General features: G+C 45.6%; 19 protein-coding genes. 5 read left to right on the top strand and 14 right to left on the bottom strand.

What is annotated here, in order from left to right; all coding sequences use genetic code 11:
- Positions 1 to 63: 63 nt before the first annotated feature.
- Positions 64 to 798 (top strand): tRNA (guanosine(46)-N7)-methyltransferase TrmB, encoded by a 735-nt coding sequence (gene trmB / locus GV64_RS03140; protein ID WP_020584616.1) that lies wholly within the window; start codon positions 64 to 66, stop codon positions 796 to 798.
- A gap of 186 nt (positions 799 to 984) precedes the next feature.
- Complete coding sequence (locus tag GV64_RS03135) at positions 985 to 2,670, top strand: hypothetical protein (RefSeq protein ID WP_020584617.1); 1,686 nt, start codon at positions 985 to 987, stop codon at positions 2,668 to 2,670.
- Positions 2,671 to 2,696: 26 nt separating this feature from the next.
- On the opposite strand, the gene hemW is transcribed toward GV64_RS03135, so the two are convergent.
- From hemW to GV64_RS03105, 6 genes are all read right to left on the bottom strand, one after another.
- Positions 2,697 to 3,857, bottom strand: a complete 1,161-nt coding sequence (hemW, locus tag GV64_RS03130) for a radical SAM family heme chaperone HemW (protein WP_051087856.1) — start codon at positions 3,855 to 3,857, stop codon at positions 2,697 to 2,699.
- Between the two features lie 27 nt (positions 3,858 to 3,884).
- Positions 3,885 to 4,508 carry an RdgB/HAM1 family non-canonical purine NTP pyrophosphatase gene (gene rdgB, locus GV64_RS03125; RefSeq protein WP_026258578.1) on the bottom strand — a complete coding sequence of 208 codons (624 nt, stop codon included), beginning with the start codon at positions 4,506 to 4,508 and terminating at the stop codon, positions 3,885 to 3,887.
- Between the two features lie 28 nt (positions 4,509 to 4,536).
- Positions 4,537 to 4,998 carry a DUF4426 domain-containing protein gene (locus GV64_RS03120; RefSeq protein ID WP_020584620.1) on the bottom strand — a complete coding sequence of 154 codons (462 nt, stop codon included), beginning with the start codon at positions 4,996 to 4,998 and terminating at the stop codon, positions 4,537 to 4,539.
- Between the two features lie 78 nt (positions 4,999 to 5,076).
- Positions 5,077 to 5,673, bottom strand: coding sequence for a methionine biosynthesis protein MetW (gene metW, locus GV64_RS03115; RefSeq protein ID WP_020584621.1), 597 nt, complete (start codon positions 5,671 to 5,673; stop codon positions 5,077 to 5,079).
- Positions 5,670 to 6,815 carry a homoserine O-succinyltransferase MetX gene (metX, locus tag GV64_RS03110; protein ID WP_020584622.1) on the bottom strand — a complete coding sequence of 382 codons (1,146 nt, stop codon included), beginning with the start codon at positions 6,813 to 6,815 and terminating at the stop codon, positions 5,670 to 5,672. The genes metW and metX overlap by 4 nt, the downstream gene beginning before the upstream one ends.
- 234 nt (positions 6,816 to 7,049) lie before the next feature.
- Positions 7,050 to 7,271, bottom strand: coding sequence for a hypothetical protein (locus GV64_RS03105; protein WP_020584623.1), 222 nt, complete (start codon positions 7,269 to 7,271; stop codon positions 7,050 to 7,052).
- A 296-nt stretch (positions 7,272 to 7,567) separates the two neighbouring features.
- Between GV64_RS03105 and GV64_RS03100 the strand changes: the two genes are divergently transcribed.
- On the top strand, positions 7,568 to 7,804 hold the full coding sequence (locus GV64_RS03100) for a cell division protein ZapB (protein WP_034843976.1): 237 nt from the start codon (positions 7,568 to 7,570) through the stop codon (positions 7,802 to 7,804).
- Between the two features lie 57 nt (positions 7,805 to 7,861).
- On the opposite strand, the gene GV64_RS03095 is transcribed toward GV64_RS03100, so the two are convergent.
- Together GV64_RS03095 and GV64_RS03090 are read right to left on the bottom strand one after the other, a co-directional pair.
- Positions 7,862 to 9,781 (bottom strand): ATP-binding cassette domain-containing protein, encoded by a 1,920-nt coding sequence (locus tag GV64_RS03095; protein WP_026258580.1) that lies wholly within the window; start codon positions 9,779 to 9,781, stop codon positions 7,862 to 7,864.
- A 127-nt stretch (positions 9,782 to 9,908) separates the two neighbouring features.
- Positions 9,909 to 10,532 carry a hypothetical protein gene (locus tag GV64_RS03090; protein ID WP_020584626.1) on the bottom strand — a complete coding sequence of 208 codons (624 nt, stop codon included), beginning with the start codon at positions 10,530 to 10,532 and terminating at the stop codon, positions 9,909 to 9,911.
- A 347-nt stretch (positions 10,533 to 10,879) separates the two neighbouring features.
- Here GV64_RS03090 and GV64_RS03085 point away from each other — a divergent pair, with 347 nt between their 5' ends.
- Complete coding sequence (locus tag GV64_RS03085; protein ID WP_020584627.1) at positions 10,880 to 11,563, top strand: FKBP-type peptidyl-prolyl cis-trans isomerase; 684 nt, start codon at positions 10,880 to 10,882, stop codon at positions 11,561 to 11,563.
- Positions 11,564 to 11,622: 59 nt separating this feature from the next.
- Here the strand turns inward: GV64_RS03085 and GV64_RS03080 are convergent, their stop codons facing one another.
- From GV64_RS03080 to hslO, 6 genes are all read right to left on the bottom strand, one after another.
- Positions 11,623 to 12,099, bottom strand: coding sequence for an Rsd/AlgQ family anti-sigma factor (locus GV64_RS03080; protein WP_020584628.1), 477 nt, complete (start codon positions 12,097 to 12,099; stop codon positions 11,623 to 11,625).
- 461 nt (positions 12,100 to 12,560) lie between these two features.
- Positions 12,561 to 14,138, bottom strand: a complete 1,578-nt coding sequence (gene gshA, locus GV64_RS03075) for a glutamate--cysteine ligase (RefSeq protein WP_020584629.1) — start codon at positions 14,136 to 14,138, stop codon at positions 12,561 to 12,563.
- A 324-nt stretch (positions 14,139 to 14,462) separates the two neighbouring features.
- A complete protein-coding gene (locus tag GV64_RS03070) occupies positions 14,463 to 16,805 on the bottom strand; it encodes a Tex family protein (RefSeq protein WP_020584630.1) in 2,343 nt (780 codons plus the stop codon).
- Between the two features lie 21 nt (positions 16,806 to 16,826).
- A complete protein-coding gene (locus GV64_RS25175) occupies positions 16,827 to 16,994 on the bottom strand; it encodes a hypothetical protein (protein WP_020584631.1) in 168 nt (55 codons plus the stop codon).
- A 313-nt stretch (positions 16,995 to 17,307) separates the two neighbouring features.
- Positions 17,308 to 18,921, bottom strand: coding sequence for a phosphoenolpyruvate carboxykinase (ATP) (gene pckA / locus GV64_RS03065; RefSeq protein WP_020584632.1), 1,614 nt, complete (start codon positions 18,919 to 18,921; stop codon positions 17,308 to 17,310).
- A 413-nt stretch (positions 18,922 to 19,334) separates the two neighbouring features.
- Positions 19,335 to 20,204 (bottom strand): Hsp33 family molecular chaperone HslO, encoded by an 870-nt coding sequence (gene hslO / locus GV64_RS03060; protein WP_020584633.1) that lies wholly within the window; start codon positions 20,202 to 20,204, stop codon positions 19,335 to 19,337.
- 216 nt (positions 20,205 to 20,420) lie between these two features.
- On the opposite strand from hslO, the gene GV64_RS03055 reads away from it, so the two are divergent.
- On the top strand, positions 20,421 to 23,456 hold the full coding sequence (locus GV64_RS03055) for a hypothetical protein (RefSeq protein ID WP_020584634.1): 3,036 nt from the start codon (positions 20,421 to 20,423) through the stop codon (positions 23,454 to 23,456).
- Positions 23,457 to 23,569 lie beyond the last annotated feature (113 nt).

Here is a 23,569-nt window from a genome sequence, read left to right as displayed (position 1 = left end):
AATTTGCATTTTACGTCCTGAGCAGTATCTTACGCCGATTATTTTCTACAAACCCAGAAGTCCATGAACGATATTGTGAAACCTACCGACGAGACTGATGACAATCTCCAGCAGGAAGCTCCCCACAAGCGTCGAATCAAAAGCTTTGTACTCCGTGCAGGCCGTATGACCACAGGCCAACAACGAGGTTGGGATGAGTGCTGGCAAGACTGGGGCCTGACTCTGGAGCAGGGTTCAGAAGGCTTTCTGAAGGCTTTTGCTGATGAAGCTCCACGGGTTATGGAAATTGGTTATGGCATGGGACACTCTCTGGTGACCATGGCCACTAATGAGAACGACAAGCACTTTATCGGTATTGAAGTGCATCGGCCAGGGGTGGGCAGCCTTCTGAACGAAGCTCATCTGGCCGGTATCAGTAACCTGAGAACATATTGTGACGATGCCGTTGAAGTACTGAAGCAGTGCGTGCCTGATGGCAGCCTTTCACGGGTACAGATCTACTTTCCAGACCCATGGCATAAGAAACGTCACAACAAGCGGCGCCTGATCCAGCCGGCATTTATTGAGCTGCTGCGCCCAAAACTGGAAATGGGTGGTGTAATCCATCTGGCTACAGATTGGGAAAACTATGCAGAGCAGATGCTGGAAGTAATGACTGCCGCGGAAGGCTTCGAAAACATGGCGGCTGACAGCAGTTACTCTCCGAGACCGGATTTCCGCCCACTGACCAAGTTTGAAAAACGTGGTCATCGGTTGGGACATGGTGTTTGGGACTTGTTATTTAAACGCACCCATTAAGTCAACGTTATGGATATCTATACTTAACGGCTAAATGGTGAAAGCTGATAGCTCCATTAACCCTCTACTAGAGAGGGTTATGCCTGTTCCAGATTTCATGCCGGACAAGGACTTCTACTCGGTATAAAACTATCCTGTGAAATCAAAATCTATATACCCATTGAATGATTTTAATGGGTATTTATCATGGCAAGACCACTAAATCCAAACCAGTATCAATCAGCCCAAAACTTTACAGCCCAAGCAGCGGCAAGACAGCCTCGTCCTGAGCACCCTCCAGGTTATCAGAGAGTAATGGCTGATAAGCTTCTACCAACAAGCAGCCAGCTCTTTGAGCCTTCAACACCACCACAGAAAACCACCAAGACACGCACCATCACCACCGTTACTTTAAAGCCAAGTGATAAGACAGGCTCGAGTCATCACACTGTAAGCGAACACTCAAACTCGAGAGCAGCAAATCAACAAGTTCTCCAACAAACTCTTAGGCACTCTAGCGATAAAGTGGCTCACTCCTCACCGGTAGATGATATTTTCAACAAACTTTCCGCGTCATTAGCATTAGTTTATGATTGTTCCAATGCTGATCATCAACGACCACCTGTCAGTCCTGCTCCTGTTACAACAGGAAACACAAAGATAACGAGAGAGAGTAAGCAGACTGCTAGCACATCGATGTCTCATGAACCACAAGTTAAAGGTGTCCAGACCCAGGCTGATTTAGACCAAAGGGAATGGTTGAAACAAACAAAAGAAATACTTGATACCAGAGGACACACGAAACAGGAGCTCGTTGCCAGCAGAAAGCAACGGCTTGCCTATATAAAAACAGAGATAGACAATGCAAGAAAACAGCCTCTTGAGATTTCAAAACAGCGAGCCGAACTTCTAAAAGGAATGCTCAAAAATATACAAGAAGAGGTAATTCAAGAGCAAAGCCAAGGCTCTTCTCGCAGCTTTGCTTACACTCACTCCCCTGTTACGCAACAAGCAGCAACTGACATTCCTCTAGAGAGAACTTCCACATCATCCCGATACTCTTCATTTACCTCGAAAACATCTTCCCGACCTCTGACCGGGGTGGAAAACAAACGCGGCACACTTTTTGGCGATTCCAAGCGTAGCTCCTTTCATCAACTCAAAAGCAGTTCTTCAACAACCAGTGGTAGTGATAACGCACTACCAGCTCGCTCTAAACCTACTCTGACGACAAGTCTTCCTGATGAGATGGGGCAAATGATGTCTAAGTGGAAGAGTGAAAGCGAAGCTCGCAGTAAAGAATTTTTTTCAGATTTTGACTCAAGAAGCTGGCAACTTAAAAAAGAACTCGCGCCTTTAAGCGGATCACCTCCTACAGCAACTCTGGCTCAACTTTCTTTTGACAGTACGCACAATGACAAAAGAAGTCTGTCTGAAACCCGCTCAAGCTCTCAAGGCATAACTCTGCAATCAAGCTATAAAGCGCCGCATATTCCTGAAGCTATAGACTTAATACTAGTAAAATTAATGGAGAGATATATTGAATATGCTACCTTGGATGTTAGCGTTGGTCTTCAATATCTCCGAACGGCTTTAGCGGATGCTCACAACAAACTTTCTTGGGACACAAAATCCAAATGGAGTGCTACCCAAGCCTTACGTAGTAGTCAAAGAAGCTTAGATACGCTAGTTCGTGAATACCAAATAGCAAATTTGAATAGCCTGACCGATAGAGATATTCCTAAATTTAAAGGGCAGGTACAGCAGTGTGTTCAAAAGTTTATGGAAGCAGTAAAAGAGATAACACCTGATCGCGAAAATATTGTTACATTAAAAATAGATGTTTCTACTTCTTCTGGAGTTCTGGAGAAGAAGCCCACCGGACTGACCTGAACAAGTCTCAAAAGCAAGCTAACCACTTACGCAAACAGTTCCAGCAAATCATTCAGAAAAAGCCTGCCTGTTGGGGTAGGATTGAGCCTGTTACTCTCTGAAGCTATAGGTTCCAGAAGGCTCTTCTGCTGGGCCAGTTTCAACTGCCTGCTAATCCCATCTAGAGCTTGCCCTGTCCGCTCTGCATATAATCGAGCATCAACTCCTTCATGAAGCCGCAGCACATTCATCATAAACTCGATGGGCAATTCATCTACTTCCAGCACTCGTCGTCCTGCCTCAAAGGCATGGGAAATGTAGTTATCAGCAGCCAGATAATCCGCAGGCATTCGGGTTTTCCAGTTTCGATAAATCTGGCCAGTTGATAGATTCGTTAACTTGCCATGAGCTCCCGCGCCAATACCGATATAGTCGCCAAACTGCCAGTAGTTCAGGTTATGTTTTGAGCCTCGACCAGGCTGACTGTAAGCAGAAATTTCATACTGTTTAAAACCAGCTGAAGCCAATAAAGCCTGTCCTGTTTCCTGAATATCCCAGAGCGTATCATCAGGAGGTAGTACCGGTGTTTTCGAATAAAATACGGTGTTTGGCTCAATGGTCAGCTGATACCAGGAGATATGCGCTGGCTGAAGATCAATGGCCTGCTTCAGGTCGTAAAGGGCATCATCAGGAGATTGCCCCGGAAGACCATGCATCAAATCAATATTAATATTGTTGAAGCCACTGCTGGTAATTGAGGCAACTGCCTGCCGGGCCTCATCGGCACAATGGATACGACCCAGAGCGGCTAACTTATCATCCTGGAAACTTTGGACCCCTAACGAAAGCCGGTTCACCCCAACATCCAGGTAGGCCTGAAAACGGTCATGCTCATAAGTGCCTGGATTGGCCTCCATGGTGATCTCGATATCATCCGAGAACTTCACCTGCGCCTGAAGGCCTTTGAACAGCCGCTGATAGGCATTTGCCGTCAGAAGGCTTGGCGTCCCCCCCCCAATAAAAATTGAGTGTATAGAACGCCCCTGAGTGCTTTCAACTTCATTCTGGAAATCATGAAGTAAAGCATTTACGTAAGCTTCTTCGGGTATATCACCGGTTGCCCGGTGTGAATTGAAGTCACAATAAGGGCATTTCTTCACGCACCACGGCACATGAATATATAGACTTAAAGGGGGAAGTCTTAGCATGTTGGCAGCACTGAAAACAAAAAGGTCTCAGTGTTTCATCTCCTTGAGGTAGCCGACCAGCTGCTGCAAAGCCTGAGCACGATGGCTTAACCGGTTTTTCAATTCCGATGGCAGCTCTGCCGCCGTACGATGCTCTGCAGGAACCAGAAACAGAGGATCGTAGCCAAAGCCATGATCGCCCAGAGTTTCTTCAATGATATAACCTTCCCATTTGCCATGGGCAATGATAGGTGTTGGGTCATTTTCATGGCGAAGATAAACCAGCACACAATGGAAACGAGCGGTTCTTTCTGAGGATTTCACCCCCTGCAAACGATTCAGCAGCTTCTGGTTATTATCTGCAGCAGAAGCCTCTGACCCTGCATAACGAGCAGAGTATATGCCAGGTTCACCGTTGAGATAATCAACTTCAAGACCCGAGTCATCAGCAATAACCGGAAAACCGGATATCCCAGCGGCATAACGAGCCTTAAGAATGGCATTTTCAATAAATGTCAGGCCTGTCTCTTCTGCTTCCGGGAAATTTGTGCCAATGCCAAACTCACTTTGGGGGGTCATCCTGATGTTCAGGGGCTCCAGCAACTGCTGAAATTCAGCCAGTTTGCCTTTGTTGCCACTGGCAAGCACTACCTGACGATTGTCCTTGGTCATAACACTTCTCATTAACACTTTCAGCACACTATTTGTAAAAAGTCTGCTCAAAACGGAGCGTCTCACTCCGGGAACTGCCCTGAGGCGTAACATCAATGGCAAATTTTAGCAGCTCTTCATCTGAAAACTTAAAGTCTGCCAGATAGTAAATCGCACTGCCTTCGGTAACTTCAGAAAACTGAAGGTTGGTCTTTTGAGTCAACAGGTTCATGGTATGACCACTGATTCTGCCAGTAACCGCTTTACCCATATCACCCGCAGCAACGTCCCGAATGGCGATATTTACAATACCATAGCGGCCTCCCCGGCGAAGATTATATTGTTCAGCGACACTGGGCGGGATGAATGTGCTGTTAAAAGCGCTGAAATAGATCTGGTAACTTCCCAGCTGAACCGGCTCCTGATCCATGACTCGGGCTTCAGGAATCATACTATCCGCGATCACTGGGTTTGCCATTCCCCACACTAAAAAGAGCAGAGCAAAAGACATCAGCAACCGCCTGCTGCTCGATTTATTATTACTTACATAAGTCATTATTAACGCCCCCCTTTAATTTACATTGACTGCTTAACCTGCGGTTAAGTGGTAGATGGCAACTTCACCCATCAGATTTGGCCACACCCTTCCTGCCAGACCGCTTTTATACGATTGATCGACAACCATTCGGCTTAACACCCGATAATTTTTTTCCCGGCATAGCGACTCAAAGTCCCTGAAGGTACAAAAATGAATATTGGGTGTGTCATACCAGGTATAAGGCATAAACTTTGATACGGGCATACGGCCATAAGCAGAAAGATAAAGTCGGCAACGCCAATGCCCGAAATTTGGAAAAGTGACAATGCATTGTCGCCCTACTCTCAGCATCTCTTCCAGAACCAGATGTGGAAAATGCATCACCTGAAGAGCCTGAGTCATAATAACCGTATCAAAACTGCCACGCTTAAAATTACCCAGCCCACGATCCAGATTCTGCTCTATAACATTCACACCTTTCTCAATGCAGGCTTCGATATTCTGAGAGTTGATTTCAAGGCCATAACCACTCACCTGTTTCTCTTTATGCAACTCATGCAGTAACTGGCCATCTCCGCATGCCAGGTCAAGAACCCTGCTGCCAGGTGAAACCCAATCCCTGATAATCTCAAAATCCCCCCGGCTCATAAACACTCCTGTGCCACTCGATTCATATAAGCTGCCAAACCACGCATATAACGGGGAATATCGATTAAGAAAGCATCGTGTCCCTGGGGAGCATCCACTTCGAGATAGGTTACGTCTTTGCCCGCATCCATCAAAGCATCAACAATCTCCCTCGATCGCTCTGGAGAAAAACGCCAATCGGTTGAGAATGAGGCCAGAAAAAATTTTGCAGTTGAACGGCTTAGCGCATTCGACAAACTGTTTTCATACTCACTGGCTGGATCAAAATAATCCAATGCCCGGGTCATCAGAAGGTAGGTATTGGCATCGAAGCTTCCTGAAAAGCTCTCCCCTTGATAGCGAAGATAGCTTTCTATCTGAAACTCAACATTGTAATCGTAGCTGAATCCCTCATTTTTCAGCTCACGGCCAAATTTACTGCCCATCGCATCATCTGAAAGATACGTGATATGCCCCACCATTCGAGCCAGCCCCAATCCTTTTCGAGGAATACTGTTTTCTTCCAGATAGCGACCACCAAAAAACTGGTCATCGGACATTATGGCCTGACGGGCCACTTCATTAAATGCAATATTCTGAGCCGACAAACGAGCCGCTGATGCAATGATGATGGCATGACGGAGCCTTTCAGGGTAAGCAATGCTCCACTGTAACGTCTGCATACCACCAAGACTCCCCCCCACAACAGCTGCCCACTGCTCAATACCCAAATAGTCTGCCAGCATTGCCTGACTGCTAACCCAGTCCGCTACTGTCACTACCGGAAAATCAGGTCCATAGGCTTTCCCAGTTCTCGGGTTATGACTGGTTGGGCCTGTGCTGCCATGACAACCTCCCAGGTTATTGAGGGCTACGACAAAGAAACGCTTGGTATCAATAGGCTTACCCGGCCCTATACAGTTATCCCACCAGCCGGGCTTGCGGTCTTCCATACTGTGATAGCCTGCAGCATGATGGTGACCACTGAGGGCATGACAGATCAGCACAGCATTTGAACGCGCTGGATTCAGCTCACCGTAGGTTTCTATCATGAGCTGAAAACTGTCCAGCTGCTCACCACAATTGAGAGGCAAAGACTGATCGAAGCGGATAGCTTTGGGTTCCACCAGCCCGACCGAGTCGGCAGGAATCACTTCAGGCATAAACTTCCTGTTTCGCTTTTTTAGCCATGAAACTACCGTATAGGCAGATCTTCTCCAACCTCACAGGGTGGAGTTCAGCAGAACCTTACCTTAGCTCTGGACTGCTTTACTCATGACCATTCAGGCTTGTTATTAATCGTTAAAGGGAAACTCCCTCATACAGGCAAAGAGAGAACCGGAAATTGCAGGCAGTTTATCTGCTTCGTTTTTTCTTGTCAGCTTATCCTGCGGGGATTATCTGACAACGTGCAACTCCAGAGCCAATTCAGTCAACGCCAGAACATGACTTAGAAAGAAGCCTTCAATCTGTCGTGAGCAGAAATGCAGGTGTCGTTCATTAATGTATTCATCAACACTTTGATTGTTAATCAGGGAGGTATAGAAAGCCCGAATCGCCTCATCCTCAACATTCAAGGCTGAAATAATTCTGGCGCAGGGCTGAAAGGTCTTGCTCATCTGGAACTCCCGAAGCAATTTGCTTCTGGGTACTTTTCTTCCTTTGGTGAGTTTTTCTGTAATGAAACAGCACCACTGGGAAGAACCCGCAAGGCAACAGATTACTCTGCTTTAAATACACCGTACCGATGCAGATAAATTCAACGATTATCTTGAATTAAAACTAGTATAGTCAGGCTTTACTCAAGTATTCTTAATGACAGTAAACTCTTCAGATAAAAACGTGCTATCGTAACTCCCCGCAATAGTGCAAACTATTAAATACTTTTCTCAGACCTCTCGGTGCAAATGTCGTTATGTCTATTGAATCCCTAGGCCAGCTTGAATCAAGACTCCAGAACCTGATTGATAAACTGGAGCTGTCAAGAATGGAAGTAGAAGACCTCAGGTCTGCTAATACACGTCTCGAAGAAGAGAATATTCAGCTCAAGCAGGAACTCACTGCTTGGGGTGAGCGCGTAACTGCGCTTTTAGGCAAACTGGATATTGTTACCGAGGAAGAAGAAGCTACAGAGCAGGAAGCTGTCGCGTAAGCCACAGCTTCACACAGAGAGGCATTCACTCAGTTTTTTGAGGGAGTGCCTCTATAATTATGGTGAATTCATTTCAGCATTCTCGATGTCCTCAAGAGCTTCCATCCACTCTTCTTCAACTTCATTAATCTGACGTCTAAGCTCCGTCTGTCTGGCCAGATACTCTTTAAGCTGATCCTTCGCTACTTCTTCATAGATTGAGGGTGCAGAAAGAAGCTCATCCACATCAGCCAGAGAAGATTGCAGCTCTTCAAGCTGACTTTCGAGTTTTTCTGCTTTTTGCTTAAGGGGGCGCAATGCTTTTCGTCTTTCAGCCTCCAGACGTCTTATCTCTTTTTTCTGCTGGGCAGAGCTAACCACCTCGCCCTTTTCTTCATTTTTATCCTCACGCTGCTCATTACGCTCCTTACTGCGCAACTGAACCAACCATTGACTGTAATCATCAAGATCGCCGATATATTCTTCAACTCGGCCATCATGAACCAGGTAAAGTTCATCTGTCGTGCTGCGAATCAAATTCCGATCATGGGAAACCAGGATCATAGCACCCTCAAATGACTGCAATGCCATGGTTAACGCAAGGCGCATATCCAGATCAAGATGGTTTGTAGGCTCATCTAACAGCAGCAGGTTGGGTTTTTGCCAGCCAATGATAGCCAACGCCAGTCTTGCTTTTTCTCCGCCAGAAAAGCCTTGAATGGTTTCAAGCGCCTTATCACCATAAAACCCAAACCCTCCAAGGAAATTTCTCAGTTCCTGCTCTCTGGCATCAGGGGACAGCCGCTGCAGGTGAAGTAAAGGACTGGCATTAAAGTCCAGACTTTCCAGCTGATGCTGAGCAAAGTAGCCAATACTCAAATGTTCTCCCTGGTGAACCTGGCCTGAGATAAGCGGCAACTCTCCCGCAAGGGCACGAATCAGGGTGGATTTACCTGCTCCATTCGCTCCTAACAAGCCTATACGGCTACCAGGCTGAATGTTGAGGTTCAATGTTAATAATGGCTTACCTCCATAACCCAGCTCCGCTTTATCCAAAACCAATAAAGGGGATGACATTTTATTTGCTTGTGGAAAAACAAATGAGAATGGAGAATCTACGTGAGCAGCAGAAATATCCTCCAATCTTGCCAGCGCCTTCAGACGACTCTGAGCTTGCTTTGCTTTTGTTGCCTTAGCCCTGAATCGCTCAACAAACTTCTCCATATGTGCCCGCAGCTTTTGCTGCTTATCATACGCTGCCTGCTGTTGCTGAAGCCTTTCTGCCCGTGTACGCTCAAAAGCCGAGTAGTTGCCACGGTACTGAAACAACGTCTGATGTTCTATATGAAGTATGTGATCAGTAATAGCATCCAGAAAATCCCGGTCATGTGAAATCACTAACAGAGTTCCGGGGTATCGTTTTAGAAAACTTTCAAGCCAGACAATGGCATCCAAATCAAGATGGTTGGTTGGTTCATCAAGCAGCAGGATGTCCGATGGACACATAAGCGTCTTTGCCAGATTCAAGCGCATTCGCCATCCTCCGGAGAAATCTCTAACATTCTTTTTCAGCACATCATGATGAAAGCCAAGCCCATTTAATAGCTGTTCTGCCCGTGAGCGGGCAGTATAACCATCAGCTCTCAGTAACTGCTCATGTAAATCTGCCAGTTTTTCATGTGCACCGGACGCTTCCGCGTCAAAAATGCTCTGCTGTATTCGACGGAGTTCAATGTCACCATCCAATACGTAGTCCACGGCATTCCGGTCAAGGGCATCAATCTCCTGAGCCATATGTGCCAGCCCACGCCCTTTATCGAACGAAAGCTCACCCTTATCCGGGTGTAAGTCTCCAGTCAACAAAGCAAGCAGGCTTGATTTGCCACACCCATTGGCACCGACCAGGCCAACATGCTGGCCAGAATGGATGGTTGTAGATGCATTCTCCAACAGGAGTTTGCCAGACCTTAAAAGGCTGATGGAATTCAATGTGATCATGGCGAGCATTATATGTAGCAAGCCCTGTGAAATCGAATATCTTTAGAAGGGAAAAGATAGAAGGTATAAAAATAATAAGGGGGAATAGAATTATTCCCCCTTTTCAAGCATCAAATGACCAGCTGACTTACTTCTTTTTAGCTGGTGACTTTCTTGCTGCTGCTTTTCTGGCTGGCGCTCTTTTCTTAGCTACAGTCTTTTTAGCAGCAGCCTTTCTGGCAGGAGCCTTCTTAGCCGCTACTTTCTTTTTAGCTGCTGGCTTTTTCTTGGCAACTGCTTTTCTTGCTGGTGCTTTTTTCTTAGCTGCAACTTTTTTCTTGGCAGCTGGCTTTTTCTTAGCCACTACCTTCTTCTTAGCTGCGGGCTTCTTTTTAGCTACTGCCTTCTTTGCAGGAGCCTTTTTCTTAGCTGCAACTTTCTTTTTTGCTACTGTCTTTTTCTTAGCTGCCGTTTTTTTGACAGTAGCTTTCTTTGCAGTAGTCTTCTTCTTGGCCGCTACCTTTTTCTTGGCAGTCGCTTTTTTTGCTGCTGGTTTCTTAGCTGCAGCTTTCTTTGCATTGGCCTTTGCTTTTTTCAGCGCTTCTTTAGCTTTCTCAAGCTTTTTCTTCAGCGCATCGATTTCTTTTTCCCACTTTTTCACCATGTCGACCTTTTTAACAGTCTTCTTGGCAGAAGTTTTTTTAGCAGGAGCCTTTTTAGCAGGTGCTTTCTTAGCACTTTTTTTGACTGCAGTCTTCCTTGTTGCAGGCATTGGGTCGTCCCTCGTTTTTAATTTAACCAATCTACTAGTAGTTAGTACATCGCAATAAAAACTGAATAATTTATACCCAGTTTTAATTCCAACATAGAGTGCTTATTCGTCATCTGCAAATTATTTTTTAGCTTTTAACCTGTTTTTTTTGATAATTTTTTTATATTTATCTTTAAAAATACAAACAACAAGACGTTTATTTTTCATAAAAATTACTTTAAACAAAGCATATTTTCATTCCATAGCGTTAAACTGGGCTTGCCAATAAAACAGGTTTACTAAATGATAGGCCTCAGAGCCCGCTGTGCTGAAAAACAGCATAAAAAATCATCAGAAAGAGTGTATTTATGAGATTAAAAGCGCTTGCCAGCGTTACCCTGCTCTCTTACTCCCTATGCTCATTTGCCGCTTTGGAGACAGAAGGCGACAAATTAAGTTATAGCCTTGGGGTATCCATGGCAGAACAGCTTAAACAATTTGAAGGGATCAATGTTAATGCCGTTATTCAAGGACTTGAGGATAATCTTGGCAACCATAACCTTCAGCTATCGCAGGATCAGGTCTCATACTTTATAGATTTGGCTCAAGTTAAAAAACAGAGCCTGAATCAGATTAACTATCAAAAAGCAGCTCAGAAGGGGCTCGTAAAAAGCCAGCTGTTTCTGGCAGAAAACAGTAAAAAACCAGGTATCGTAGTATTAGAAAGCGGTCTTCAATACCGAATCCTTACCAAAGGCAGTGGCATCAGACCATCCATTACTGACCACATAACCGTTCATTATGAAGGCCGGCTAATAGATGGGACTCTGTTCGAGAGTTCATATACACGAAGTCAGCCCGCAACTTTTCAGTTAAACCGTGTAATTGCGGGCTGGACAGAGGGAATACAGAAAATGCCTGAAGGCTCAACCTGGGAGCTGTTTATTCCTCCAACTCTGGCTTATGGCTCCAACGGAATTCCGGGAATCATCGGCCCCAATGAAGCAATTATTTTCAAAGTAGAACTCAAAGATGTAAACAAAAGCAGCTAACTCAAACAAGAGGACAAACTACAGCATTAAAAATAAAACAGAGCCTGTCCTCATATAGCTCAAACATCATAGTCAATCAGCTTCTCTCGATGGGACTCATGCAGGATTTCAATCATTTTATCTTCAAGGCTGAAACGCTCCTCCAGTGTTTCACCCAATTCTGATACTGCATCCTGAAGCCCCTGGAGAGAACTGATTGATTCGCAGCTATCATTAAACTTCAAACACCTTGAAGTATTCTCTTCAAGCTTTGGCAGCATTGCATGGGCCAGCTCAATCCCACCATCATTAAATTCCCGAGCCTCCTGAATCAACTGCTCGTAGACCTCAAAATGACCAGCTGATGCATAATCCACTAAAATCTGGCACAACTCTTTCAACTTACTTGCCACCGGGCGCTTGTCATCATCAAATTGATCCATTCCATTGATGGAGCAGTAAAGGACGATCAGCTCCTGACGTTCATTGAGCCAGCGATCAATAATTTCTGAAACACCTCCCCAACGTTCTTTGGCCGTTTGGCAACCCTCCAGCATGATAGTCAGTTCCTCTTTAACAATTAGATATCTTCTGCGTGAATGGGACCTCGTAAGCGCCTATGTCAGACAGCTCAGATGCTAGGTTATGACAGTGGATTTTTTGCGGCAAGCGTTTATTTTTCCAAAACACAACATCATTTAAAATGCAAGCTTTCCAAGAACATCATGAATTCAATGGCTTCAGGGTATTTTCTCGGATAAATAACAATTTTTTAACCTAAAAAAACACAGTTTAATTAAAAATTATTATTTTAATAACCTGATCCAAGTACTAACAAACTCTTTTTTTGCTGAAATTGTGTCATTAAGTAGGCCCACATTAATTAAAAACAGGCTCATTCCAATCAAAAAAAACCTGATCATTTATATTAATGACAATGCATAGATAGAAAATCCTTTTTCTTATCTATTGCGATAGCTGCCAGCCTCCATGTGTAAAGTGAATCTCTGTAATACAGTTAATCTGCAGCCATATAATCTTTCAGGAATTCATCAAAGCCTTTTTTATCGTTTCCTTCCCTTGCCAGCTGATCTGCAATGGAACGCTGAGCAACCTGTTCAAAGTAAGATACTCTTTCAGCACTCAGATTGTGCTCAGAGAAGCCTCTGGCGTGTTTCCCGGACAACGACATCATCAGCTCAATGTAGCCAACGCCCTCCGCCTCAATAGCCTTCAGCAACTGAGCCGAAGGCGTCAGAGAGACATCATCAAGCTTTGCTTTTTGAGCATGCAGGCTTGCCATAAACATGGATGAGCCATTCGCCTGATCTAACAACTCAGCAATCGGAGCCATTTCATCCAATAACTGCACACCCCAGCTTGTCAACGTAATGGGCTGACCTTTCTGCGTCAACTCGACACCTGGTCGACGACCTTCCATTACGGCTGTTTTAAAGTTATTACTGACTTCAACGCACTCGCTGGAATTGATAGAGTCCCCGTTTTGTAGTGAACAATACATCAGAAAGACATCAAGGAAATGAGCATCCACCTCACTCAGCCCAAGAGGTTCAAATGGGTTGATATCCAGACAACGGACTTCAACATATTCTACGCCCTCATTGCGTAAAGCAGTCACTGGCTTTTCGCCAGAGCGAGCAATGCGTTTTGGCCGGATAGTGCTGTAATACTCATTTTCTATTTGCAGAAGGTTGGTATTTAACTGCAGGTATTCTCCCTCTTTTTTCAGGCCAATAGCTTCATAAGGAGGGTAAGGCGTACGGATAGCCTTGGACAAACTATCAACATACTCATCCAGTGTGTTATAGCAAATATTCAAAGAGGATTGAGCATGATTACTGTAACCCATATCACTCATACGCAATGAGGTTGCATAAGGAAGATATAGAGAGTCTCTATCAAGCGCCTGTAAACCTGACTGTTCACCACCGTCTGCAAAGAAGCTTCTGCTAACCACCGGCGAAGCACCGAATAAATACATCAGCAACCAGGAATAACGAAGAAAATTTCGAATCAGTGAAAAATAGCCTGCTGACCTGAAGTCACGAGACTCAACATCTGTTTCATTTGAATGTTGTTGTAAAAGGTCCCAGAACTCCTCAGGCAAAGAGAAGTTATAGTGAATACCGGCAATAGTCTGCATTGGCTTGCCATAACGATGCCAGAGCCCTTCACGATAAACCGTTTTCATTAAACCGATATTGGAGCTTCCATACTGCGCGATGGGAATGCTGTCATCACCTTCAAGCAAGGGGGGCATACTACCCGACCAGAGCAGTTCTCCATCGATATGCTGACAGGTGTACTGATGAAGCTCCTCAAGGAACGAGAGCGTATCATCAATTCGGCAATGTACCGGCGTTATAAATTCAAGCAACGCCTCGGAATAATCGGTGGTAATGTACGGGTGGGTTAATGATCGTCCCAGTTTCTCAGGATGGAGCTTCTGGGAAAGACGAGCATCTGAAGTAACCCTGAGACTTTCACGTTCGATACCATGGCAAATACCACGAAGAACGGAATGGTTAGCATTGGGCTGGAAAAGCTCCAGACGATCCTGATACTCAGTAGCCAAGGTACAGATCCAATAGTAATTAGTACAGGTCTAAAAGCCTGCTCATAAACACGGTTATTGCAGGCAACAGTTTGTGCCCAAGACCATGAAAACACGGCAAAAGCTCTCTACTCTGGAAACAAATAAGAAAGCCATAAGTAGCCTGATAAAATAGCAATCAGCTTAGCATCTGATCACGTACAGCGAACGGTATGATACCAGCCTGAATTTTCTAAATCCCCTAAAAAAAAGCCAGACATGAAGTCCTGTCTGGCTTTTTTTACTCATCAAACAACCGTCGTTAACAGCCTTATTACATAATTAGTAACGCGATCGGTCAGAGCCCTACTTGCGTAACTGCTTTGCATTGGCAAACAAGTCAGCAAAAGTAGCTCCAGAGTCTTGCTTCTTACCACGATTACCCGATTGACTGGCTTTCTGTGGTTTGCTGCGACCTGCAGGCTTTTCAGAGCGCGCCTGCCGGGGTTGCTGACGAGCTTCTGCACGCTCTTCTGCCTTATCCGACATGCGCATGGAGAGGCCAATTCGCTTACGGGCAACGTCTACTTCCATCACTTTGACCTTAACAATATCTCCTGCTTTCACCACTTCGCTCGGAACCTTCACAAAGTTTTCGGACAACGCAGAGATATGTACCAGACCATCCTGATGCACACCAACATCCACAAACGCACCAAAGTTGGTAACGTTGGTGACAACGCCTTCAAGCTCCATATTCAGTTTGAGGTCGCGGATATCTTCAATACCATCCTTGAACTCAGCCGCTTTGAAATCCGGACGTGGGTCACGACCGGGTTTATCAAGCTCGCTGATGATGTCAGTAACGGTTGGCAAACCAAAGGTTTCGTCGGTAAAGTCGGCGGCATTCAGGCTCTTCAAAAAGCCAGAGTCACCAATCAGCGCCTGCACCTCACGGCTGGACTGACCGGCAATCTTCTCAACCACTGGATACGCCTCAGGGTGCACCGCAGAGCTGTCCAGGGGGTTATCACCATTCATGACCCGCAGGAAACCGGCAGCCTGTTCAAATGTTTTTGCGCCAAAGCGAGTCACCTTTTGCAGATCCTGACGGCTTCTGAAAGCACCATGCTCATTTCGGTAAGAAACAATATTATCTGCCAGCGTACGATTCAGGCCGGATACACGAGCCAGCAAAGCACTTGAAGCCGTATTAAGATCAACACCTACCGCGTTTACACAGTCCTCAACCACAGCCTCCAGAGAGCGGGACAGGTTGATCTGGCTAACATCGTGCTGATACTGACCAACACCAATCGACTTTGGCTCGATTTTCACCAACTCAGCCAGCGGATCCTGCAGACGACGGGCAATGGAAACCGCACCACGAATAGTGACATCCAGATCCGGAAACTCACGGGCAGCCAGTTCAGAGGCAGAATAGACGGATGCACCCGCTTCACTGACGACAATTTTCGTCAACCCAAGCTTGGGATAACTGCGCATCAGTTCAGCCACCAGTCGGTCTGTTTCACGAGATGCCGTACCATTACCAATGCTGACCAGCTCAACCTGATGAGTTAAGCAGAGCGTAGCCAGAGTACCAAGAGACTCTTTCCACTTTTTCTGGGGAGCATGAGGGAAAATAGTGGTGTGCTCTACCAGCTTTCCAGTGCCATCAACCACCGCAACCTTAACACCGGTTCTCAAGCCAGGATCCAGGCCAAGAGTTGGTCTGAGCCCTGCCGGAGCTGCCAGCAAAAGATCTTTCAGGTTCTTGGCAAAAACCCTGATTGCTTCGTCTTCAGAGTTTTCGCGAATACGCGTCATCAACTCGGTTTCCAGCTGAGACAACAGCTTTACCCGCCAAGTCCAGCGAACCACATCTTTCAGCCAGTCATCAGCCGGACGGCCTTTATGCTCAACTTTCCAGTAATCAGCGACCAGCTTCTCACAGGGGTGAGTTTCACGACGGTCTTCAGGCTCATTGGCAAGGCGGATGCTGGCCTGCAAAACGCCTTCATTCCGACCACGGAAGATGGCCAGCGCCCGATGAGATGGAACACTTTTCAGAGGCTCGTCATGTTCAAAGTAATCCCGGAACTTCGCGCCTTCTTCTTCTTTTCCTTCAATACCGCGACTGCTCAGTATGCCTTCATTCCAAAGCAACTCACGCAGGTGCCCCAGTAATTCAGCGTCTTCACTGAAGCGCTCCATCAGGATATAGCGAGCACCTTCCAGGGCCGCTTTTACATCCTCTACACCTTTATCTGCATCCACAAAGGCTGCTGCTTCCGCTTCAGGGTCTTTTTCCGGCGTATCGAACAACATGTCTGCCAATGGTTCCAGACCAGCCTCACGAGCAATCTGAGCCTTTGTACGACGCTTTGGTTTATAGGGAAGGTACAGGTCTTCCAAGCGAGTTTTCGTGTCAGCCGAGCGGATATCTTTTTCCAGTTCAGGTGTCAGCTTATCCTGCTCTGCAATACTCTTCAGGATGGTATCACGGCGCTCTTCCAGCTCTCGCAGATAACGGAGGCGCTCCTCCAGCGTTCTCAGCTGAGTATCGTCCAGACCTCCGGTGATTTCTTTTCGATAACGGGCAATAAACGGAACTGTAGAACCATCATCAAGCAGCTGTACAGCACTGGCAACCTGTTCAGCTCTGGCACCCAACTCTTCAGCTATGCGCTGGGAGATACTCTGCATAAAACACACTCATCATGGGAATCAAAACAATAGGATAGTTTCCAGACAATACCCCAGAAACAGCACGATTTCTGTATCCAGACAGTAATTAATGTCTATCCTGGCCTGCACACTCAAGTCATAAAGATCAAGCCATAAAGACACTGCAATGACCAGAGAAAACCGGGAATTATATCGAAACTGATCCATTTGTATGCAACCAAACCTTTAAAGTACTGGAAAATGGCTGCTCCAGGGCAGGCTCTGTTGACATAAGGTTCCAAGCTCTGCGGGGCACGCACTGCCCATAGGACTCAAGCCCGAATACTTCTATCGTCGTTACAAGAACTTGAAAGACACAGGTATTCCTGCGTCCTTGCACTTAACCAGAAGCATTCTGGCTTGAGCTGAGAAAGGAGCCTTATGTCAGCAGAACCTAGAAATCAGATATTAAAAAAGGGAAGACAAAGCTTCCCTTACATAATGTGATTATTTACTGCAGCTTTTCTTAACAGGATACGAATCAGTTCAGTGATGGACCTGCCGCAATCAGAGCCTTACCTTCTTCATTATCAGTAAACTTAACAAAGTTGGTAATGAAGCGATCGGCCAGATCATGAGCCTTACGCTCCCATTCAGCTGGATCTTCATAGGTATCCTGAGGGTTCAGAATACTGTCATCAACACCAGCAACACTCTGCGGCACATGCAATCCGAAGAAAGGCAGAGTTTTGGTTTCTGCTTTATCGATAGAGCCATCCAGAATGGCGTCAATGATCGCACGGGTTGCCTTGATGGAGATACGCTTGCCAGTACCATTCCAGCCAGTATTCACCAGGTAAGCGGTGGCCCCGTGAGCTTCCATTTTCTTAACCAGCTCTTCTGCGTATTTGGTTGGATGCAAGGACAGGAATGCAGCACCAAAGCAGGAGGAGAACGTTGGTGTCGGCTCAGTAATGCCGCGCTCTGTACCGGCCAACTTAGCAGTAAAGCCGGAAAGGAAATGATACTTGGTTTGTTCTGGCGTCAAACGTGATACCGGTGGCAATACCCCAAAAGCATCAGCGGTGAGGAAGATAACTTTTTTGGCGTGACCAGCCTTGGAAACAGGCTTAACAATATTATCTATATGGTAAAGAGGGTAAGAAACCCGGGTATTCTCGGTTTTTGAGCCATCGTCAAAATCAATTTTTCCCTGAGCATCAACCGTCACGTTTTCCAGCAGGGCATCACGGCGAATAGCGTGGAAAATCTCCGGCTCATTCTCTTCTCTCAGGTTAATCGTCTTCGCGTAACAGCCACCCTCAAAATTGAAGACACCATCATCATCCCAACCATGCTCGTCGTCGCCGATAAGAGCACGCTTGGGATCTGCAGACAGTGTCGTTTTGCCGGTACCGGACAAACCAAAGAATATTGCGGTATCACCCTGCTCTCCCACATTGGCCGAACAGTGCATAGAAGCAATACCGCGCAGCGGCAGAAGGTAGTTCATGATTGAGAACATTCCTTTCTTCATCTCGCCGCCATACCAAGTACCACCAATCACCTGAATACGCTCAGTCAGGTTGAATGCCACAAAGTTCTCGGAGTTAAGGCCGTGTTCCTGCCACTTGGGATTGGTGCATTTTGCCCCATTCATAACAATGAAGTCTGGTTTAAAACCCACCAGCTCATCATCACCTGGACGAATAAACATGTTCTTAACAAAGTGAGCCTGCCAGGCTACTTCAGTCACAAAGCGGACGCTCAGGCGGGTTTCGGGGTTTGCACCACAGAAGCCATCAATAACAAACAGACGCTTGCCAGAAAGCTGATTAGTTACCAGTGATTTGAGATCTGCCCAGACCCCTTCAGAAATGGCTTTGTTATCATTCTTACCCTGATCCGACCACCAGATGGTATCACGAGTCGTTTCATCCTTAACGATGTACTTATCCTTTGGAGAACGCCCGGTAAAAATACCGGTATCCACCGACACAGCACCCATTTCGGTAACAACCCCTTTTTCATAGCCGTCCAGCTCCGGTCGGGTTTCTTCCCCGAACAGGACTTCGTAGGATGGGTTGTAAACTACATCAAGGACATCCTTGATTCCGACTCCAGCCAGAGCTTCCTTTACGTTTACATGGGCCATGCAAAGTTCTCCTAAGGCAATACGCTCAACTTAACGTTTCATGTTGTTAGATTATGATAATTCTTGTGGCGCGCTATGATAGGGTATTGAACCTATTATTTAAATATAACCTTGAAATTTCAGGTTATAGGAGCCCTTTTTCACGCCCTGTTGTTAACTGAGTCTGATAAAAGAAGTTAAACCTTTGTAAGATTAAAAGTGTTGTCCCGAGTCAAATTTATCATTGGTCATTAACGGAAAACACAAAGTCACACTCTTATCGATATTCTCAAGGCAATGAACTCATAAATGGCGGGTAAAATCCAGCCGCAAAGACAAAAACAAACAACGAAAAACAAAAGAAAACAATGACTGAATCTAATCAAGAGCCTTATCGGGCTCTTGATTCAGAAAATGGAGGGCTAAGAAAAACCTTAATGAATCTGTGGCTTTTCGTTAAAGATTGAGTCTATATCCTCTTTACCAAAAACATACTGGTGATTGCAGAACTGACAGTCCATGGCCACTTGACCATCTTCTTCAATAATCGACTCGACCTCTTTGCGGTCAAGTGTGCTGATGATCTTTGCACTTCTTTCCTGAGAACAGGTGCAAATAAAACGGACCGGCTCTTTTTCAAAAATACGAACCGTTTCTTCATGGAACAGCCTGACAAGCAGTGTTTCATGGTCAAGATCCAACAACTCAGAACTCTGAACAGTCTCTGCCAATGCAGTCATGCGATTCCAGGACTCAGAACGCGCATCTGCAGAGAGTTCAGCACTTGCAGGCAGTGCCTGTAGTAGTAGACCAGAGCTAGACTGACCATCACAGGCCAGCCATAGGCGAGTCTGCAACTGAACGGACTGAGCAAAATAATCTTCAAGACTTGCCGCCAGCGTTTCCTTTTCCAGGGGAACAATACCTTGGTAACGCTTACCTTTCACAGGATCTACAGTGATCAACAAACTTGCCTTGCCTAAAAGCGTTTGAAGTGGTGCTTCTACGATATCATCCCTGAACTGGGCAACAGCACGGAATGACTTCTGGTCTGTACACTCCACCATCAGCAGAGATAGTGGCCCATCGCCTCTGGCCTGAAGGGTAAGAAGCCCCTCAAACTTCAGCGTAGAGCTCAACAACACCGCTGAAGCCACCAGCTCACCTAAAAAGCGTCGGACAACCTCTGGATACTCGTGAGCCTCCAAAGCATCAAGATAGCTGTTGTTGAGGGAAACGACTTCACCACGAATATCGGTATTTTCAAATATAAAGCGCTGTACTGCGTTATCAGTTCTGCTCATGAGCAACATTCCGTTCCGGGCTTATCAAAAACTGGCGACAGCATAACAACTACCGACCAAATACAAGCAAGCCACTGATTTATATAGGAATACATAATAGGGAGCGTCGTATTATATTACGATTCAGCAAAAAACACTTCGTCATGCTTATAGCTTCTCTCTCTAACTCACTGTTTGGCTATACTCAAAGGATGATAGCCTGACCAGGGAAAGGACATGCAAGACGGAGCAGGGATTAATAAAACAACTTCTTCATCCCCATTAACAGTTACTCATGAAAAACCTGAAGAGTCTGCACCTGACCAAACTCGGCAGCAAACAGCTACAGGAGCAGGCTCTCAAGATGATGCCCCTCCACTAAAAAGCAGGCATATTGGAAGCACGGAACCAGCTTCTAACGTCAGCTCCAAAAAAGCAGAGATTAATAGCCTTGAAAAGCAGTATAAAGAGCACTGCAAACTTAAAGCCAAACTAGAAGAGAGAAAAGAAGTCTCTCAACAGCTTGAAACAATACGAAAATTCATGGCAGTCCCTAAAGATTTTGATAGAGACTGCGGCTTTGTTATTACATTTATCTCAAGATCTGGTGAAGAAATTAGCATTCTTCCACCTGATGAAAAACTTGGTGGAAAGCGTTTGGGCAAGCTTTTAGGAAAACTGGAATTACTGGTTGGCAAACCTGGTGAAACAGAAGAATCTGGCGAGTTAGAAAAAGCATTTGGGAAAGATGGCAAAAAGCTAGATGAGTCACTCAAAGAAATTCAAGAAGAAATCAATTCAACCTACACTGAACTAAAAGAGCTGGCACCTAATTCTGAAGCACTTAATTATACACCAGAGAAAGCAAGACGATATGAACTAACAGCTGCCTTACCTGACTGGAAAGCTTCTGAAGCCTCAGAAACAGGCAATTTTGTAATCAAGTTTGACTCTCCGGGTAGTAACCCAAAGCCAAGTCAACCCGAAATGCGCGCAACCACCCCAAGAGCCATTTTAAAACCGGATACAACACCAGAAGAGGAACTAACATCAGAGCCTGATATTTTTGAACTTCCCAGTATTAAAAATATAAGACCTTTGCGGTCAGATGCACCATTATTTCTTCCCCGGGGAGACAACAGTCAGGAAGCGACAGCGACCATCATCAGTGGCGATGCCGACTCTGGATTTGCCTTGCCAAAAGCGCTTACCAGCATGTTCGATGATGAAGACGGTAGCAAGTTTCAGGCTCTTCATTCGACACTTCTTAATAGAGTTAAAGATACAGGCGCGATGCCTGATGCTGATTTGAGAAAGATCGCCCCAGCATGCATTCGTCAGTGTTTCTGTGACAAGACAGGCTCTATGGGAACGACGTTTATACATGTGTTTGCTGAAAACCACACCCAGTCTCCATATAGTTCCGAGAACAGGCATAACAAGGTTATGGTGCTGTGGTATCCCAATAAAGGGTTGCAAATAACACCTGACAGCTTACAACAAGCCAATATGGAAGTAATGAGCGCCTTAAGTAGGTACCAGAAAAAAGCCTTTAGTTACAATGATCGGCCCTTAGATGAAGAGGGCCCAGGCTTGGAAAGAGATTTTGCTGCCTATAGCCAATCCAAAGAGCACACCGAATTAGCAGAAAGCGCCTCCTTAATAGCGAATACCAGGACTGGGAAAAAAAGAAAGCTCAAAACCAAAGACCCCAGAGAACCCTCCGCTTACCCCGTTGTAACAGCACTCAGGGTCGGTGAGTTACCTCATGAAGCACTGCTTAAGAGATCGCCAACTAGCGAGGAAGATAACCAAGCGCTTCTGGGGTTCAGAAGTGCACTCAGAGATTTACCCGAAAACCGCAGGTTTTTAAAAAGCCTTGAGCTACCTGAACGATTCGTAACTAAAGAAGAGAGTTCGAAGCCTACACAATTCGATAAGAGTAAATCGTCAAAGCAAGGTCCCACCGAAGGAGTTAGTACTCCCTTGATAGATGAGGAAGATGACCTTGACGCTGCAATAGAGAAAGAGCAGGAACAAATGCCGCTTACGAACCCACTATCTGCAGGGCTAACTCCTGATAAAGATACGATCCCCCTAAATGAAGATGATGATATTGACGCTGTTATCGAACAAAAACAAACCAAACAGACCGTCTCTACGACACCATCTGATAAAGGTACTGACCCTTTACCAGAAGAAGATGACCTTGATGCCGAACTCAAACTAAGGAATACAGAAGGCCACGACTTGTTTACCGACGTAGATATGACCAAATTACAAGAACAGGAAGATGATCTTCGGACACAAGATAACAGGGAATTTTCTGAGGTTAAGACTAAAGCACCAGAAGAAACTGTACAGCCAGATATTTCAGGGCTGCCAAAGACTCAAGCGCAAAAGGATCTTGAAGAGCGCAGAGACACGTTACAACTATTTGATGAACCAACTGCCCAAAGCATTCTTCATCTTGGCAAATCCAGCCTGCAATCCAATGGACCTCGTACCGGGATGCAACCGCCAGTTCACACAACGATCCAACGATATCAGATGCTTCCAAATCCAGAGACTGAAGGCAGTAATGATGTAGCACAGCTTATTTTATACGTTGAAGGCTCGACTTCAAACTCAGAATCTGACCAACAAGTAATTGATCAATTCTCAGAACGTTTGGAGGCTTCACTCACTGTCCACATAACAGAACATGGATCTTTGAAAGGCATCAGTGATTCGACAGTCATCAATATGATTTACGCCGCACTGCCTTCACCTGGTGAGCCGTCACTGGAACAAGCTGCCGACTTTAGAATATTTCTCGGTATTAACAGCTCGCACTGGCTTCTAAATCGCAGAGACAGTGGAGATATGAGAACGCTTTATATTCCACACGACAACCCAGAAATACGAGAAATACATGCGGATAATAAAGACCCGGCAATTGCAGAGAACTTGGCAAAAGCTATATACAAAACAGATCAAGTTTCAGAAGAGCAGCTAGCAGAGACGAAACGATTACCAGCTATCTCTAAACTGCCCCCATTTGAAGATGATGGCTACTATCTGCTCATGGAAAGGACTGCACTCAATGACTTAATGCCTGAAAAGGACATATTACAGTTTATAAAAGACAGGAATGGTCAAGACCCAAAAAAGATCAGGACTGCATTGATAGAAGAGCTAACTAAGCGTTGGGGTGGAAATCCAGATGATTTCCACCAGTGTGGATTTGAAATTTTTAATCTCTCACCTCGTCTAGCTCAACCAGCTGAATAGAGCCGATCATGAGGTTTAGTATTAGATTGGTGGGAATGAACCCAAGTTACCTGTACCAGAGACCTGTTATCTCTGAAGTTATTGGTCAACCTCTTGAGAAAGGCTAAAAAAGC

It is taken from the genome of Endozoicomonas elysicola, assembly GCF_000710775.1.
In the GTDB taxonomy this organism is placed as follows: Bacteria; Pseudomonadota; Gammaproteobacteria; order Pseudomonadales; family Endozoicomonadaceae; genus Endozoicomonas; species Endozoicomonas elysicola.
This window is presented reverse-complemented; position numbering and strand designations above follow the sequence as displayed.

Bases quoted from the DNA above. Each gene is read 5' to 3' on its own strand.
- trmB (WP_020584616.1), top strand. From the start codon at position 64: ATGAACGATATTGTGAAACCTACCGACGAGACTGATGACAATCTCCAG.
- GV64_RS03135 (WP_020584617.1), top strand. From the start codon at position 985: ATGGCAAGACCACTAAATCCAAACCAGTATCAATCAGCCCAAAACTTT.
- hemW (WP_051087856.1), bottom strand. From the start codon at position 3,857: ATGCTAAGACTTCCCCCTTTAAGTCTATATATTCATGTGCCGTGGTGC.
- rdgB (WP_026258578.1), bottom strand. From the start codon at position 4,508: ATGACCAAGGACAATCGTCAGGTAGTGCTTGCCAGTGGCAACAAAGGC.
- GV64_RS03120 (WP_020584620.1), bottom strand. From the start codon at position 4,998: ATGTCTTTTGCTCTGCTCTTTTTAGTGTGGGGAATGGCAAACCCAGTG.
- metW (WP_020584621.1), bottom strand. From the start codon at position 5,673: ATGAGCCGGGGGGATTTTGAGATTATCAGGGATTGGGTTTCACCTGGC.
- metX (WP_020584622.1), bottom strand. From the start codon at position 6,815: ATGCCTGAAGTGATTCCTGCCGACTCGGTCGGGCTGGTGGAACCCAAA.
- GV64_RS03105 (WP_020584623.1), bottom strand. From the start codon at position 7,271: ATGAGCAAGACCTTTCAGCCCTGCGCCAGAATTATTTCAGCCTTGAAT.
- GV64_RS03100 (WP_034843976.1), top strand. From the start codon at position 7,568: ATGTCTATTGAATCCCTAGGCCAGCTTGAATCAAGACTCCAGAACCTG.
- GV64_RS03095 (WP_026258580.1), bottom strand. From the start codon at position 9,781: ATGATCACATTGAATTCCATCAGCCTTTTAAGGTCTGGCAAACTCCTG.
- GV64_RS03090 (WP_020584626.1), bottom strand. From the start codon at position 10,532: ATGCCTGCAACAAGGAAGACTGCAGTCAAAAAAAGTGCTAAGAAAGCA.
- GV64_RS03085 (WP_020584627.1), top strand. From the start codon at position 10,880: ATGAGATTAAAAGCGCTTGCCAGCGTTACCCTGCTCTCTTACTCCCTA.
- GV64_RS03080 (WP_020584628.1), bottom strand. From the start codon at position 12,099: ATGCTGGAGGGTTGCCAAACGGCCAAAGAACGTTGGGGAGGTGTTTCA.
- GV64_RS03070 (WP_020584630.1), bottom strand. From the start codon at position 16,805: ATGCAGAGTATCTCCCAGCGCATAGCTGAAGAGTTGGGTGCCAGAGCT.
- GV64_RS25175 (WP_020584631.1), bottom strand. From the start codon at position 16,994: ATGGATCAGTTTCGATATAATTCCCGGTTTTCTCTGGTCATTGCAGTG.
- pckA (WP_020584632.1), bottom strand. From the start codon at position 18,921: ATGGCCCATGTAAACGTAAAGGAAGCTCTGGCTGGAGTCGGAATCAAG.
- hslO (WP_020584633.1), bottom strand. From the start codon at position 20,204: ATGAGCAGAACTGATAACGCAGTACAGCGCTTTATATTTGAAAATACC.
- GV64_RS03055 (WP_020584634.1), top strand. From the start codon at position 20,421: ATGCAAGACGGAGCAGGGATTAATAAAACAACTTCTTCATCCCCATTA.